This is a genomic window from Chryseobacterium salviniae (genome assembly GCF_035819015.1).
Taxonomy (GTDB): domain Bacteria; phylum Bacteroidota; class Bacteroidia; order Flavobacteriales; family Weeksellaceae; genus Chryseobacterium; species Chryseobacterium salviniae.
Genome location: NZ_JAYLAA010000039.1, coordinates 201,075 through 215,756, shown reverse-complemented (window position 1 = coordinate 215,756; position 14,682 = coordinate 201,075). Strand labels below are relative to the sequence as shown.

The following is a 14,682-nucleotide window of genomic DNA, read 5'->3' as shown; positions in this document are numbered from 1 at the left end:
TTATAAACATTGTATTTTATCTTTCATGTTTTTATTTTTTAAGATAAGTTCATATCTTTTTATAAATTCAATAGCAGTACAGTCGGTCTCGTGGTTCGATATATTTTCAGGATTTTTATTATTTCCTTTCGATTGTATCGAATAGTTTTTTTCGAAACACTGAACGGCTTTATTATCTAAAATATAAATTCTTTTTTCTTTAATATCATCATTGGTTTCGGGTTTTTCCGGTGTTCCACCATCGAAACTCCAAACGGTTTCGTCATTAAAAATAAAAAATACCTGATCATTCTTCACGAAATAAGTTGTTGAAGATGAAAAATGGCTGTATTCCGCATAAAAATCCTTCACCGCTGCAAGCTTGTTGTCCTTATAGTAAAGGGTAACTTCACCTTCTCTTTCATTACAATTATAGCTGAATTGGGTTGAATCTAATTTTTTTGAAGTTAGCATCCTATTGATATTAGCATACTCTTTCTTTATATCGTCAATTGTTTTTATTGAATCATTTGTGGTTATCGAAGAAGTGTTATTGATTGTTGTTTGATTTTCAGATGGATTTTTTTCAGTTGTTTTTGCATCTTCCTTCTTGCAGGAAAAGATCATGATAAGACTTAGAACAGTCAATATATTTTTCATATTTAAATGGTTTTGGCTGTCTCATGACTGCAAAAACATGCTATCCAGTCATGTATAGTTCAAATAAAAGATCCGAAAAACTTCGGACCTTATTTTTACTGATATCTTTTATGTTCTTTATTTTTAACAAACAGCTTCGTGACAGGCTTAAAGAACGCTTTGTATTTTTCGGCATCAAACAGCTGCGAGTCGGTAAGCGCTTTGTAAGTCATCCAGATCCCGAAAGGAAAAAGCACGAGGTTAGGTATCCAGGCAGCAAGGTAAGGATTTACTTTACCCGACCAGGCCATGTTTTCAACCCCAACGTTAATCACATAAAATATAATGAAAATAACAATTGCGATAATCACAGGAAGGCCCATTCCTCCTTTTCGGATAATAGATCCGAGACTTGACCCGATCAGGAAGAAAATAATGCAGGTAAATGAATACGTAACAATTCTTTGCTGGTAGATCACCACCTTACTATAATATTTCACTACAGGATCAATCTCATTATTTTTACCGTCAATAGTGGCTTTAAGATTTTCGAGGCGGCTGTAAGCATTATTAATGATCTCCAGCTTTTTTTCTTTTTTTAACGTATCAAGCTTTAAAAGCTGCTTGGGTTTTGCTTTTGATCTGTTCTGTTTAGAATCCATATACATTATCACTGAATTGGTCTGCCCCAGAACATCAATATTAATATTGTTGAAAAATTTACCGTTATCCTTTTTAGTCTGATCTATGGTTTTATTAAGCTGATTGAAAGTCTGGAAACGGTAATCGTCTGTAATTCTTTCTTCTTCAATAGCTTTGTTAATAATTTCACTTACATCAAAATGTGAAGTCAGCGAATCAAATTTTATGGCCTGGTCAGGCTGTTTCAGGCGTACATTTTCTGGTTTCCCTGCAAAATTATCTTCATAAACATATCCGTTATAAAGGACAAGCTTAAGATAATTTTTATTGGCAGCGGGTACAAATTTTCCTTTTTCTGCTACAATCGATTGCTGGTTGTCGTAGCTGCTGGCTTTTTTATGGATAAAAACCCCGTCGATATTTTCACCATTTTCACCGCTTATTTTATCAAACTTCACCATATATCCAGGAATCTGATCAATAAATTGACCCGGTGTAAAGTTAAGTGCCGGTTTTGTCTGTGCAATATTGAAGAGCATATTTTTTGCCTTCCGCTGAAAATCCGGAATAATATTATTGGAGAAAAAATACAGCATGACCGACATGATAACCGTTACTCCCAACAAAGGAAGCATTACTCTTGTAAGGGAAATCCCCGCGGCTTTCATAGCTGCAAGCTCATAACGTTCCCCAAATTCTCCGAAGGACATGATGCTTGCCAGAAGAATCGTAAGCGGCAATACCATACTGATAACGCTTACCCCCAGATAAAAAAGAAGCTTAAGAATCTGCCAGGTACTGAGCCCTTTTCCCATAAATTGCCCCAGCTGAACCCAGATGATATTCACAATAAATATGAAAAACAGCACGCTGAATATAAAGAAAAACGGTCCGAAGAAAGTTTTTATAATATATCGGTCTAGTATTTTTAACATCTGCCAAAATTAATGAAAAAGCCACAAAGTTTCCTTTGCGGCAATTATATTTTATGAAATTTTTACAATCTTTAAAACAATTAACTTTTAAAGTTCTGTAATCAGGTAATTTTTGTATTTATTTTTGTCAAAAACAAACATTCCTGCATCAAGATTCTGGTTTTCTTTGTATTCTTTAATGGCAATTACCGCAACGTCTTTATTGTTTCCGTGCTGCTCAAGCTTTACCATTTGCTTTTTTACCGGGTCTACAAACAAATACACATATTGTATTCCATTGGATTTTACAGGCGTCAATTTAATAAAATCTGTATTTACTCCGTTTACATTTTTCTTTCCGTTATATGTTACGTTATAATCATTCCTGTAAGTAGAAAGATAATTGATGGGGGAGAACATAGAGCCGCTTCCGTTGGGTTTGGCTACCGTTACTTCCATATCTTCCGTATTGATATTGTAGATTTTATTTCCGTCAAAGATCTGTTCTATTTCCATGATCTTTAGCTTGTACTTATCTCCGGCAGCATAATAAATTCCCGGCTCCGTTTTTGAAACCTGTCCGTTGGTTCCTGTTCCGAAAGAAAATTTAAAATAAGAATTCTTCTTGGAATTATAGTTTGCCGTAATATCATCCAGTATTTTTTTAGCCTTCGCATCAATTTTCTGGGCATTGGCAAATCCAACTACGCCCACCACCATACTACTTACTATAATTTTTGAAATACTATTTTTCATTTTTATTTAAATCTTTAAACTTTAGACTTGCTTTACTGTTCAAAGTTAAACCCTTACCGGTTTTAACTGCGCAAATCTTTCAAAAACTGTTCCAAAGAATATTGTTTTATTTTGCTTAATTGTTTTACTGATAAACAACATTAAATGATTTTACCCTTTTAAATCCTCCAAAAACTGCTCAAGCGAGTGAAGATCGCTAATGAGTACTTCTCTTGCTTTTGCTCCGTTAAATCCGCCTACAATTCCGCTTGCTTCCAGCTGATCCATAATTCTTCCGGCCCTGTTATAACCAAGCTTTAATTGCCTTTGAAGCATCGAAGTAGATCCCTGCTGCGTAGAAACAATAATCCTTGCCGCTTCTTCAAATAAAGCATCTTTCTCATTAGGATCGAAAGCGCCTACTGTACTTGCAGAATCTTCGGAAACATATTCAGGAAGAATAAAAGCCGAAGCATATCCTTTCTGCTCACCGATATATTCAGCAAGTCTTTCTACTTCCGGAGTATCTACGAAAGCACACTGAAGTCTTAAAATCTCATTTCCGTTAAAATACAGCATATCTCCTTTACCGATCAATTGATCCGCTCCCGGAGAATCCAGAATCGTCCTGGAATCTACACTGGATATTACCCTGAAAGCAGCCCTTGCCGGGAAGTTAGCCTTAATCATACCGGTAATAACATTTACAGATGGTCTTTGGGTAGCAACAATTAAGTGAATTCCCACTGCTCTGGCAAGCTGCGCGAGTCTTGCAATTGGTAATTCCACTTCTTTTCCTGCCGTCATGATCAAATCTGCGAACTCGTCCACTACCAGAACAATGTATGGTAAATAACGGTGTCCGTTTTCAGGATTAAGTTTTCTTTCCGAGAATTTTTTATTGTATTCTTTTAAATTTTTACAGAATGCGTTTTTCAGAAGATCGTATCTTGTATCCATTTCGATACAAAGCGAATTCAGGGTATTGATTACCTTATTCGTATCGGTAATGATCGCTTCCTCTGCATCCGGAAGTTTTGCCAAATAATGTCTTTCTATTTTTGAATATAATGAAAGTTCCACTTTTTTAGGATCTACCATTACGAATTTAAGCTCACTCGGATGTTTCTTGTATAAAAGCGAAGTAAGAATCGCATTAATGCCCACAGATTTTCCCTGTCCCGTTGCACCGGCCATCAAAAGGTGAGGCATTTTGGAAAGGTCGGCCATAAAAATTTCGTTGGAAATTGTTTTCCCGAATACCACCGGAAGATCCATATCTGTATTTTGAAATTTGTGCGAAGCGATTACCGAACGCATGGAAACCATGGTAGGATTTTTCCTAGGCACTTCAATCCCGATGGTTCCTTTACCCGGCATCGGAGCAATAATCCGGATTCCCAGTGCGGAAAGATTCAGGGCGATATCATCCTGCAGTTTCTTGATGGCTGCGACCCTTATTCCTGCTTCAGGAACAATTTCGTACAAAGTTACAGTCGGGCCAATCGTTGCTTTAATTTCTGCAATACCTACATTGAAATTTTTAAGCAGTCCTACAATTTTATTTTTATTTTCTTCCAGTTCTTCTTTGTTGATGGAAATTTCCTCGTTTCCGTAATCCTTTAGAAGATCAACCGTCGGCATCTGAAAATTGGCTAAATCTAATTTGTGATCGTAAAGGCCGTGCTTTTCTACCAGTTCCTGGGATTTTCTGTCGGAATCATCAAGAATATCAACAACAGGTGCAACTTCCACCTTAAATTTAATATCGTCTTCTGCTGTAGCTGTTGTAGTTGTTGACGGCTTAATATCAAACGCCTGTTCCGGACTTGGCATTGGAACAAAAGGTTTAGGATTAAGATCTACGTGTAACGGTTGCGAGAAATTATTTTTATCTTCTTCGAAAGAAGTTTTGTTGGGGGTTACAATGGTTTCAACTTTAATAGCGAGAGGTTCACGATCATCCTTACCGGGCTTTACGGTTTCGGTAACGGTAATTCTGGACGGATTGATTTCTGCATTTTCAGCTTCCTCAATAAGCTCATCATCGGCTTCAAAATTTTCATCAGAGCTTGGCATCATGGCTTTTACTCTTCCGATGGTATTTTCATTAAGGTCATTCAGTTTCGATTTAATGGAACTCGGACGAAGGTTAAATTCTAAAATAAAATACAACCCAATGCTTGAAATTAAAACCAGCCAGAGACCGTATGAACCAATAATTGTATTCAGGGAATCCATGATCTGATATCCGTACACTCCGCTCAAAACCCCTTGTCCTTTGGTAATCGCTCCAAAAAAAACAGGGAGCCAGCAAATAAAAAACAGAGAATGGCCAATCGTTTTCCACGGTTTGAACATTTTCTTTTTAAGAATAATGGTTCCGAACACTAAAAACAAAAAAGCAATGATAAATGAGGCCACCCCAATGCTTTCGAAAATAAAAATATTTCCCAGCCAGTCGCCCAACTTTCCGAAAAGGTTGGAAGATGTAATGCTTTTATCCAGCATGGTTCCGGCCTGGCTCTGGTCTGCCTTCCAATTCATCAGGTAAGAGACAAATGAAAAGGTAAGGATGATGGAAAAAAGTATGAAAATAAGCCCGAAGAATACTCTAGGCTTCGATAAAAATCTGCCTTTTTCAGGCAACTCCTGCTGTTTTTTTTGTGTGTTTTTATCCATAATGTATTGTGGCAAATTTAATGTTTTTCAACATTAAAAAAGGTGTCTTACCGGGAAGAATATTTAATTTTATTTATTCGAAAATTATTAATGTGATTTCCGGTTTTCAGAAACTAAAATATTTAAAATAATTCAAATCTGATTTAAATTTTTCACCAACGTTTTTGTTAATAAAATTATAGCAATGTATTAATTTTAAAGAGGTACCACAGTTTGATTTCAATAAACTTACCGCAATCCTGAAATTAAGGAGTAAATTTTTAATCAATAGCATTCAAGCATTGTGTTTTTATCATTGAATTTAATATTATTAAGAACGTTTAAAAATAACACTTATCATCCTTAAAGTGATAAAAAACAGCTTTTTTTAACGGCATTGTAGTTTATCATCCTTATTTTTGCGTATCAAGTATATATATCATGAAGAAGATCCAGGATATTCTTATCTCGACCAGGACAATGGCTGTGTTGTTACTGGTGTACGCATTTGCGATGGCATATGCAACGTTCTTAGAAAACGACTACGGAACTCCAACAGCAAAAGCATTAATTTATGAGGCATGGTGGTTTGAATTAATCATGTTTCTGCTTATCCTCAATTTCATTGGAAATATCGGAAGATACAGACTCTGGAAGAGAGAAAAGTGGCCGGTACTGGTTTTCCACCTTGCATTCGTACTCATCTTTATTGGTGGCGCCATAACAAGGTATATCAGTTTTGAAGGCACCATGCACATCCGTGAAGGAGAAACTTCCAATGAAATCGTAACGGATAAAAACTTTCTTAAAATACAGATTGAAGAAAAAGGCGATGTCCTGAATTATAAGGATATTCCCTATTTAATGTCTCCGTTACACAAAAATTTGCAGGCCACGTACGATTTTCACGGAAAAGAAGTGAAAGTGGTGGCAAAAGAATATGTTCAAAGGAAAAAAGACAGTCTTATTGCTGATCCGAATGGTGCTAAATATCTTCATTTAGTATCAACGGGACAAACCGGAAGACAGAATATTTTCATCAAACCCGGAGAAACAAAATCAATCAACGGTACATTGGTGACTTTCAACAGAGCCATTGAAGGAGCTGTGGAATTTAAAAATGAAGGCGGAAAATTATTCATTAAAACACCGGTGGATGCAAGCTACATGACGATGGCAACGCAGGCTACGGGCAATACCAAGAAAGATGAATTCCAGCCTCTGGTTTTAAGAAGTTTATATTCAATTAACGAATTAAAACTGGTTGTTCCTGAAGGTCTTAAAAAAGGGAAATTAATAGCCATTGAAGGTGACCGGAAAAAAGATCAGGCTGTTCCGGATATGCTTACGGTTGAAATTCAGGGGCCGAAAACAAAACAGCTTGTAGATCTTTCCGTTGAAAAAGGAAACCCGAATGCCTACAAGCAGGTAACAATGGACGGATTGAACATCATGATCGGTTTTGGTCCGAAAATTTACAATACACCGTTTTCCCTTAAGCTTGACGATTTCGTAATGGAAACGTATCCCGGAAGCTCATCTCCGAGTGCATACGAAAGCCATATTAAAATCATAGATGAAGGAAAACAGACGCCTTATAAAATTTACATGAACCACGTTTTGAATCATAAAGGATACCGCTTTTTCCAGTCGAGTTTTGATCCGGACAGAATGGGAACGGTACTTTCTGTGAACCACGATTTCTGGGGAACACTGATCTCTTACATCGGCTACACGTTTTTATTCGGGGGAATGTTCTTTATATTCTTCTGGAAAGGAACTCATTTCTGGAAATTAAATAAAATGCTGAAAGACGTTAATAAAAAAAGAGCAGTAACCGTACTTTTACTGCTGTTAAGCTTCGGGTTGAATGCTCAGAAAATAGAAACGCACGGAACAACGGACGGAAGCAGAGAACACATTCATATAGAAGGTGAAAACCACAATCACACTCCGGCAACTGAAACAGTTAACCCACAAGGAGCACAGCCTTTTACCAAAATGAAAGTGGTTTCCGCAGACGAAATTATTGCCAGAAACAAAATAAATAAAGAACATGCTGATAAATTCGGATATCTTCTGGTACAAAATTTTGAAGGGAGAATTGTTCCGATCAATACGCAGGCGCTGGATGTTTTAAGAAAACTTTACAAAAAAGACGAGTTCAAAGGAACAGACGGAAACTCGCTCACTGCAAATCAATGGTTCTTATCCGTAAATATCGATACGCCGAGCTGGACGATGGTTCCAATGATCAAGGTGGGAACAAAAGGCGGTGACGAGTTAAAAAATAAGACGAAAGCCAATGAAGAAGGATATACTTCACTGATGAACCTTTTTCCGGCAGATGCCAACGGAAATTTAAAATATATCCTCGAAAGCGACTATAACACCGCATTCCGTAAAAAACCAGCTGAGCAGACCAATTATGATAAAGAAGTAATTGCTGTAAACGAAAGGGTTCAGATTTTCAATGAATTTTTTAGCGGACAGTTTATGAGAATTGTTCCTGTGAAAAATGATCCGAATCATACATGGCATTCATGGCTTGACCAGAAAATGGAACCGGATATGGAATCCCAGCAGGTAATGGGACCGTATTTTGCAGAAGTTTTAAAAGCACAGCAAACCGGAGACTGGAGCAAAGCAGATTCGGAGTTGACAAAACTTTCAGACTATCAGCAGAAATGGGGAAAAGCGGTAGTTCCTGCCAAATCCAAAGTTGACCTTGAAGTTTTTATGAATAAGGTGAATATCAATTTCAAATTGTTGATTTTCTATACATTAATCGGAGGATTGTTATTAATTTTAGGTTTCATTGAACTATTTAAGCCAAATAAAGTTTTAAATAAAACCATCAAAGCAATTATTATAATCGGTGCCGCAGGATATTTCTTCCATTTCCTGGGATTGGTCGCAAGATGGTATATTTCCGGCCATGCGCCTTGGAGCAATGGATATGAAGCCATTATCTTCATTTCGTGGGTAGGAATCACAGCCGGATTGATATTATACAAAAACTCAAACGCATTAATTCCGGCTGCCGGATTTATGGTAGCCGTTATCATGATGGGATTTGCTCACGGAGGTTCAGCGCTTGATCCTCAAATCACACCGCTCGTTCCTGTATTGAAATCTTACTGGCTGATTGTACACGTTGCCATTATTACATCAAGTTATGGCTTCTTTGCGCTGTCGATGATTATTGCGATTATTAACCTTGTATTTTATATCATATCCAATAAAGATGCCTATAAAATTCACCACGATACAACTTTGAAAGAGCTGGCCATTGTTTCTGAAATGTCTTTAACAATAGGACTTTTTGCACTTACCGTAGGAAACTTTTTAGGAGGGATCTGGGCCAATGAATCCTGGGGAAGATATTGGAGCTGGGACCCGAAAGAAACATGGGCATTTATCTCCATTATGGTGTATGCATTTGTTCTTCACATGAGACTTGTTCCGGGCTTACGAAGCAGATGGGCATTCCACGTGGCAACGATGTTTGCATTCTGTTCAATGGTAATGACGTATTTTGGCGTGAATTATTACCTGAGCGGACTTCACTCATATGCAGCAGGAGATCCCGTTCCGGTTCCGGCTTGGGTATATATCGGACTTGCAACCATGCTGACCTTAGCAATTGCATCTTATGTTAAATTTAAAATGCTGACAAAAAAATAAATTTTATAATTATAAAATAAAATCCCGGAATTAGCTTCCGGGATTTTTTGTTTAAATCTCAGCTATTAAAGTTTATTAAGAATTTTATTTTAAACATTTTTTGCTTCAAAATCTTTAATTTTGTCTTTATCTAAACTTATAATCTCCATTTTTCTTAATGGTTTAAATCTCTTTTACCCTAATCTCTCCATATATCATTTGCCTTAATATTATATCAGGTTATTTTTAGAAAAAATATTTGGAAATAAAAATTTAATTATATCTTTATGATATCAAAATAATATCAAACTAAAAAAATCTATATCATGGAAAAAATTCTAAAACCGATGTCCGGTTATGTTACATTGGTGATCTGCCTTGGACTTTTCATTGCTTCAATTTATCTTTTCGCAATTGGTGTTGACGAAAACATTACTTTTGTTATTCTTTCAATAATTGTTTTTATTGCCTTTTGTTTCTTTCTGAAAGGTCTGATGATCATTCAGCCGAACCATTCAAGAGTGCTGAACTTTTTCGGGAAATATGTAGGAACTGTAAAAGATAACGGTTTGTTTTTCATCAATCCTTTATACTCTTCCCAGAGAATCAGTCTTCGCTCTGAAAACCTGCAGGGACAAACTTTGAAAGTAAATGACAAAATGGGAAATCCTATCGAAATTGCAGTTGTTATCGTATGGAAAGTCGGCGATACTTATAAAGCTGCTTTTGATGTTGAACGGTATTCGGATTTTGTAAAAATGCAGAGCGAAGCAGCGGTACGCCACTTAGCGATGAGCTTTCCTTATGATAACCTTGAAGACGATCACGCACCGATTACATTAAGAGAAGGCGGAGAAAAAATCAATGCTATTTTGGAACAGGAACTTACAGAGCGGCTTTCAAAAGCAGGAATTATCATTCAGGAAGCGAGAATTTCACACCTTGCTTATGCCTCAGAAATCGCAGGAGCCATGCTTCAGAGACAACAGGCTACCGCAATTGTAGCCGCCAGAACTAAAATCGTGGAAGGAGCAGTAGGAATGGTAGATTTAGCATTAAAGAAACTTTCTGAAGAGAATATTGTAGAGCTTGATGACGAGAGAAAAGCAGCTATGGTGAGTAACCTAATGGTTGTTCTTTGCGGTGAAAAAGCGGCAACACCAATTTTAAACGCCGGAACACTATATAATTAAATCAATTAAACTTTAGTTGAAAGGCAAAATATCAGAAAAGTAAAAATGAAATCAGAAAAAACTCAGAATTCTTCCGAAAATAAAGGCAAAAAATCTTTTGTTCTGAGGATAGACGAGCCTACATACAAGCTTCTCGAAAAATGGGCCAATGATGAATTCAGGAGTGTGAACGGGCAGATTGAGTTTCTGCTTCATCAAAGCTTAATCCATTCCGGAAGGAAAAAGAAAGAATAATGTTTGGATTTGAAAAAATTTATATATTTTTGTGTAAAATAATTCTCATAATATGATAAATATAGTGTATGAATTTAAGAAATACAAAGATAGCATCCCTCATCTTATCCAGAGTTCTGATTATAAGACACAATATTTTATAAAATTATTGGGGCTGAAAACTCCTACGTACTATAGAAAGCTGAAAGAAAATTCTTTTTCTATGGAAGAAATTGAGCTGTTAACCAAAGCATTATTTCCTAAAGAAGCTCTGTTGATGGAACTTGAGGATGCAGAGAAAGATTATCTGGAGGGTAATGTAATAGAACACAGAGAATTTACGGATCAGTTAAAGCAGGAATTCCTTTAGTTGATCAGGATTTTGATAATTATTCCAGAAAGAAGCCAGTAAAATTTCATTTTCTTGTGTTAGTCTATAATAAAGATATATCTGTTCTGTAACGAGATATTTCCTATAACGGTAATTTTCTTCGTAAACTGATCCGATGTATGGGTTTTGAGAAATAGCATGAACCGCTTTATCCACCAAAAATATAAATCTTTTAATTTCTTTTTTGGTCCAAAATTCTTTTAAATAAAGCAAATTATCTCTGTAATTTTTTTGTGCTTTGCTCGACCATACTACTTTTTTCATCATTGCTGTTTTTCCAAAAATATAAAAACAGATGTAAAAAGTAATCTAAGGCACTATAAAAACTAAATTTTAACAAAAAAGCTGAGGAAAATTTCTCAGCTTTTTATTTTATACAGCTTTGAAGCGTATCTGCCCCGAAGTAAAAGATGACCAGCCAAATCAGCCCTTTTATCGTAAAAAAGGCAAATCCCGCCCATCCAACACGTTTAAACCATTTCTTAAACTTCGAATTATTTTCCTGAGAGCTTTCCATTTCTGATTGTCAAAAGATTACCTTACAAATATAGTTATGTTTATAATTAGTCCAAATAAAAAATCCGTTAAAAAAATTTAAATTTTGCAGTTCGGTTAATATTTTTAACTTTAGGGAAAACGAAAAGTAAAATTTTTATGTCTAAAAAAGTAAAAGATTTTGGGATTGAAAAGACACTCAAAAATCTGGGAATTAAGGATGAAAATAAAGGAACTTCAACCGGCGGAAAATACTTTGCATCAGGGAAAACCATAGAAAGTTATTCTCCGGTAGACGGAAATCTTATTGCGAAGGTAAAAACTTCCGGGGAGTCTGATTACGAAAAAGTTCTTGAGACTGCACAAAATGCATTTAAAGAATTCAGACTTATTCCCGCACCCAAAAGAGGGGAAATCGTAAGGCAGCTCGGCCAGAAATTAAGACAGTACAAAGACGATCTGGGCAAGCTTGTTTCTTATGAAATGGGGAAATCCCTGCAGGAAGGATTAGGCGAGGTTCAGGAAATGATCGACATCTGCGATTTTGCAGTCGGAGTTTCAAGACAGCTTCACGGGTACACCATGCATTCCGAAAGACCGGGACACAGAATGTACGAACAATATCATCCGCTGGGAATTGTAGGGATTATTACCGCTTTTAATTTTCCGGTAGCCGTATGGTCCTGGAACACCGCTTTAGCCTGGATCTGCGGGAACGTTACCATCTGGAAACCATCTGAAAAAACACCGCTTTGTGCCATTGCGTGCCAGAATATCATGAATGAAGTTTTAAAAGAAAACAATCTTCCTGAAGGAATTTCAAACGTTCTGGTTGCAGATCATGAGATCGGTCAAAAATTAGTTGATGATAAAAGAGTAGCACTTATATCATTCACCGGTTCTACAAGAGTTGGAAGAATGGTTTCCGCAAACGTGGCGCAAAGATTTGGGAAATCTATCCTTGAACTTGGAGGAAACAATGCGATTATCATTACCCAGGATGCCGATATTAATATGTCAATCATCGGAGCCGTTTTCGGAGCGGTAGGTACAGCCGGACAAAGATGTACTTCCACAAGAAGGCTTATCATTCACGAAAGCGTTTATGATGAAGTAAAAAACAGATTGGTAAAAGCATATGGACAGCTGAAAATCGGAAATCCTCTTGACGAATCCAATCATGTTGGGCCTCTTATTGATATAGATGCCGTAAATATGTATCAGGAAGCCATTAAAAAAGGAAAAAAAGAAGGTGCGAAATTCGTCGTAGAAGGAGAAGTACTGAAAGGAAAAGGTTACGAATCCGGGTGCTACGTGAAACCATGTATCGCAGAAGTAAAAAATTCCTACGAAATCGTACAGCACGAAACTTTTGCCCCGATTTTATATCTCATTAAATATAAAACGCTGGAAGAAGCCATCGCTATTCAGAATGATGTTCCGCAAGGCTTATCATCTGCAATCATGACCCAGAATTTAAGAGAGGCCGAGTTATTCCTTTCCCATGCAGGCTCAGACTGCGGTATTGCTAACGTCAACATTGGAACATCCGGTGCGGAAATCGGTGGTGCTTTCGGTGGAGAAAAGGAAACCGGAGGCGGAAGAGAATCCGGTTCAGATGTTTGGAAATATTACATGAGAAGACAAACGAACACCATCAACTATACTACAAACCTTCCTTTGGCACAGGGAATCAAGTTTGACCTTTAAAAAACAAGAAATTCAGAGATTTAAAAATTAAAAATTGTCAGCTTTAAATATAAATCTCTTTGTTTCAACATCATTTAATTTTATTATTAATCCCCCTAAGATTAATTAAAATGGAAACAATTGACATACAAGTAAACAAAGTAAAAGAAATAGTAGGAAAGCACGTTCTGGCAGACGGATTCGATTTCGTGATGGATATTGAAAAATCTCACGGATCATGGCTTTACGATAAGCTTACCAACAGGGAATATCTGGATATGTTCTCTATGTTTGCCTCGGCATCCATCGGCTACAATCATCCCTATCTGGTTGAAAAATCTGCATGGCTGGGAAAAATGGCACTCAACAAACCGACACTTGCCGATGTATATTCTGAAGAATACGCTCATTTTCTCGAAGTTTTCGAAAGAGTAGTGATCCCGGAAGAACTGCAGTATGCTTTCTTTATAGAAGGTGGCGCACTGGCTGTTGAAAATGCCATGAAGGCATGCTTCGACTGGAAAACCCGTAAAAATTTTGAAAAAGGTCTTGATATAGAAGCTGGAATCTGTATTCATTTCAGACAGGCATTCCACGGAAGAAGCGGCTATACATTAAGCCTCACCAATACGGCAGACCCAAGAAAATATCAGTACTTTCCAATGTTCGACTGGCCGAGAATCCTGAATCCTAAGCTTACGTTCCCCATTACGGAAGAAAACCTGGAAGAAACCATTAAAAACGAAAGATTAGCTTTACTAAATATTGAAGAAGCGATTTTAATGAACCCGGATAAAGTAGCATGCATCATCATAGAACCGATTCAGGCAGAAGGCGGTGACAATCATTTCAGGGATGAATTTTTATCAGGGCTAAGAAAAATCTGCGACGAGAATGAGGTTCTTCTTATTTTTGATGAAGTGCAGACCGGAATCGGAATTACCGGAAAAATGTGGGCATTTCAGCACTTCACCGCAAAACCGGATATCATTTCTTTCGGTAAAAAAACACAGGTTTGCGGTATTTTAGCCAACAAAGAAAAGTTTGATGAAGTTCCGCAGAATGTCTTCAGGGAAAGCTCAAGAATCAACTCTACTTTCGGCGGGAATTTTATCGATATGCTGCGTTTCCAGTTGGTAATGGAAGTCATTGAAAAAGAAAACCTTGTTGAAAACGCCAGAGTGGTAGGAAATTATCTTCTCGAAGGACTGCAGAATCTGGCCCTGAAATATCCGGAAAAATTATCAAACGCCAGAGGAAGAGGATTAATGTGTGCCATAGATCTCGCTTCAGGAGAGCAAAGAAATGCATTAAGAGAAGAACTATGGAAGGACGGAATGATTATTCTGACGTGCGGAGAACAGTCTTTGCGCTTCAGGCCGCACCTTAATGTAAGCAAGGAAGAAATCCGGCTTGCACTCGACAAAATAGAAAACAACATTAATAAAATTTAAATTACGGATTT

11 protein-coding genes are annotated in these 14,682 nt (G+C 37.0%); 6 read left to right on the top strand and 5 right to left on the bottom strand.

Going from position 1 to position 14,682, the window contains the following annotated elements:
* The 4 genes from SOP96_RS11285 to SOP96_RS11270 form a co-directional block, all read right to left on the bottom strand.
* Complete coding sequence (locus SOP96_RS11285; protein WP_326321038.1) at window positions 1-639, bottom strand: hypothetical protein; 639 nt, start codon at window positions 637-639, stop codon at window positions 1-3.
* 95 nt (window positions 640-734) lie between these two features.
* The gene (locus SOP96_RS11280; protein WP_326321037.1) at window positions 735-2,195 is read right to left on the bottom strand and encodes an LptF/LptG family permease; all 1,461 of its coding nucleotides are present in this window, start codon (window positions 2,193-2,195) and stop codon (window positions 735-737) included.
* Between the two features lie 87 nt (window positions 2,196-2,282).
* The gene (locus tag SOP96_RS11275) at window positions 2,283-2,930 is read right to left on the bottom strand and encodes a LolA family protein (protein ID WP_326321036.1); all 648 of its coding nucleotides are present in this window, start codon (window positions 2,928-2,930) and stop codon (window positions 2,283-2,285) included.
* 150 nt (window positions 2,931-3,080) lie between these two features.
* Window positions 3,081-5,591 (bottom strand): FtsK/SpoIIIE family DNA translocase, encoded by a 2,511-nt coding sequence (locus SOP96_RS11270; RefSeq protein ID WP_326321035.1) that lies wholly within the window; start codon window positions 5,589-5,591, stop codon window positions 3,081-3,083.
* A 420-nt stretch (window positions 5,592-6,011) separates the two neighbouring features.
* On the opposite strand from SOP96_RS11270, the gene SOP96_RS11265 reads away from it, so the two are divergent.
* The 4 genes from SOP96_RS11265 (at window position 6,012) to SOP96_RS11250 (ending at window position 11,012) form a co-directional block, all read left to right on the top strand.
* Complete coding sequence (locus SOP96_RS11265; protein WP_326321034.1) at window positions 6,012-9,257, top strand: cytochrome c biogenesis protein CcsA; 3,246 nt, start codon at window positions 6,012-6,014, stop codon at window positions 9,255-9,257.
* A gap of 305 nt (window positions 9,258-9,562) precedes the next feature.
* The gene (locus SOP96_RS11260) at window positions 9,563-10,429 is read left to right on the top strand and encodes an SPFH domain-containing protein (protein WP_326321033.1); all 867 of its coding nucleotides are present in this window, start codon (window positions 9,563-9,565) and stop codon (window positions 10,427-10,429) included.
* A 45-nt stretch (window positions 10,430-10,474) separates the two neighbouring features.
* Window positions 10,475-10,663 carry a type II toxin-antitoxin system antitoxin gene (locus SOP96_RS11255; protein WP_326321032.1) on the top strand — a complete coding sequence of 63 codons (189 nt, stop codon included), beginning with the start codon at window positions 10,475-10,477 and terminating at the stop codon, window positions 10,661-10,663.
* Between the two features lie 52 nt (window positions 10,664-10,715).
* Window positions 10,716-11,012, top strand: coding sequence for a hypothetical protein (locus SOP96_RS11250; RefSeq protein ID WP_326321031.1), 297 nt, complete (start codon window positions 10,716-10,718; stop codon window positions 11,010-11,012).
* On the opposite strand, the gene SOP96_RS11245 is transcribed toward SOP96_RS11250, so the two are convergent.
* Complete coding sequence (locus SOP96_RS11245) at window positions 10,992-11,300, bottom strand: type II toxin-antitoxin system RelE/ParE family toxin (RefSeq protein ID WP_326321030.1); 309 nt, start codon at window positions 11,298-11,300, stop codon at window positions 10,992-10,994. The genes SOP96_RS11250 and SOP96_RS11245 overlap by 21 nt on opposite strands.
* A 387-nt stretch (window positions 11,301-11,687) precedes the next feature.
* On the opposite strand from SOP96_RS11245, the gene amaB reads away from it, so the two are divergent.
* Window positions 11,688-13,238, top strand: coding sequence for an L-piperidine-6-carboxylate dehydrogenase (amaB, locus tag SOP96_RS11240; RefSeq protein WP_326321029.1), 1,551 nt, complete (start codon window positions 11,688-11,690; stop codon window positions 13,236-13,238).
* 110 nt (window positions 13,239-13,348) lie between these two features.
* A complete protein-coding gene (gene lat, locus SOP96_RS11235) occupies window positions 13,349-14,671 on the top strand; it encodes an L-lysine 6-transaminase (protein ID WP_326321028.1) in 1,323 nt (440 codons plus the stop codon).
* Window positions 14,672-14,682: the final 11 nt, after the last annotated feature.

What these genes read in the sequence shown, in the direction of transcription:
- lat (WP_326321028.1), top strand. Translation starts at nt 13,349, where the DNA reads ATGGAAACAATTGACATACAAGTAAACAAAGTAAAAGAAATAGTAGGA.
- SOP96_RS11250 (WP_326321031.1), top strand. Translation starts at nt 10,716, where the DNA reads ATGATAAATATAGTGTATGAATTTAAGAAATACAAAGATAGCATCCCT.
- amaB (WP_326321029.1), top strand. Translation starts at nt 11,688, where the DNA reads ATGTCTAAAAAAGTAAAAGATTTTGGGATTGAAAAGACACTCAAAAAT.
- SOP96_RS11245 (WP_326321030.1), bottom strand. Translation starts at nt 11,300, where the DNA reads ATGATGAAAAAAGTAGTATGGTCGAGCAAAGCACAAAAAAATTACAGA.
- SOP96_RS11285 (WP_326321038.1), bottom strand. Translation starts at nt 639, where the DNA reads ATGAAAAATATATTGACTGTTCTAAGTCTTATCATGATCTTTTCCTGC.
- SOP96_RS11255 (WP_326321032.1), top strand. Translation starts at nt 10,475, where the DNA reads ATGAAATCAGAAAAAACTCAGAATTCTTCCGAAAATAAAGGCAAAAAA.
- SOP96_RS11275 (WP_326321036.1), bottom strand. Translation starts at nt 2,930, where the DNA reads ATGAAAAATAGTATTTCAAAAATTATAGTAAGTAGTATGGTGGTGGGC.
- SOP96_RS11280 (WP_326321037.1), bottom strand. Translation starts at nt 2,195, where the DNA reads ATGTTAAAAATACTAGACCGATATATTATAAAAACTTTCTTCGGACCG.
- SOP96_RS11265 (WP_326321034.1), top strand. Translation starts at nt 6,012, where the DNA reads ATGAAGAAGATCCAGGATATTCTTATCTCGACCAGGACAATGGCTGTG.
- SOP96_RS11270 (WP_326321035.1), bottom strand. Translation starts at nt 5,591, where the DNA reads ATGGATAAAAACACACAAAAAAAACAGCAGGAGTTGCCTGAAAAAGGC.
- SOP96_RS11260 (WP_326321033.1), top strand. Translation starts at nt 9,563, where the DNA reads ATGGAAAAAATTCTAAAACCGATGTCCGGTTATGTTACATTGGTGATC.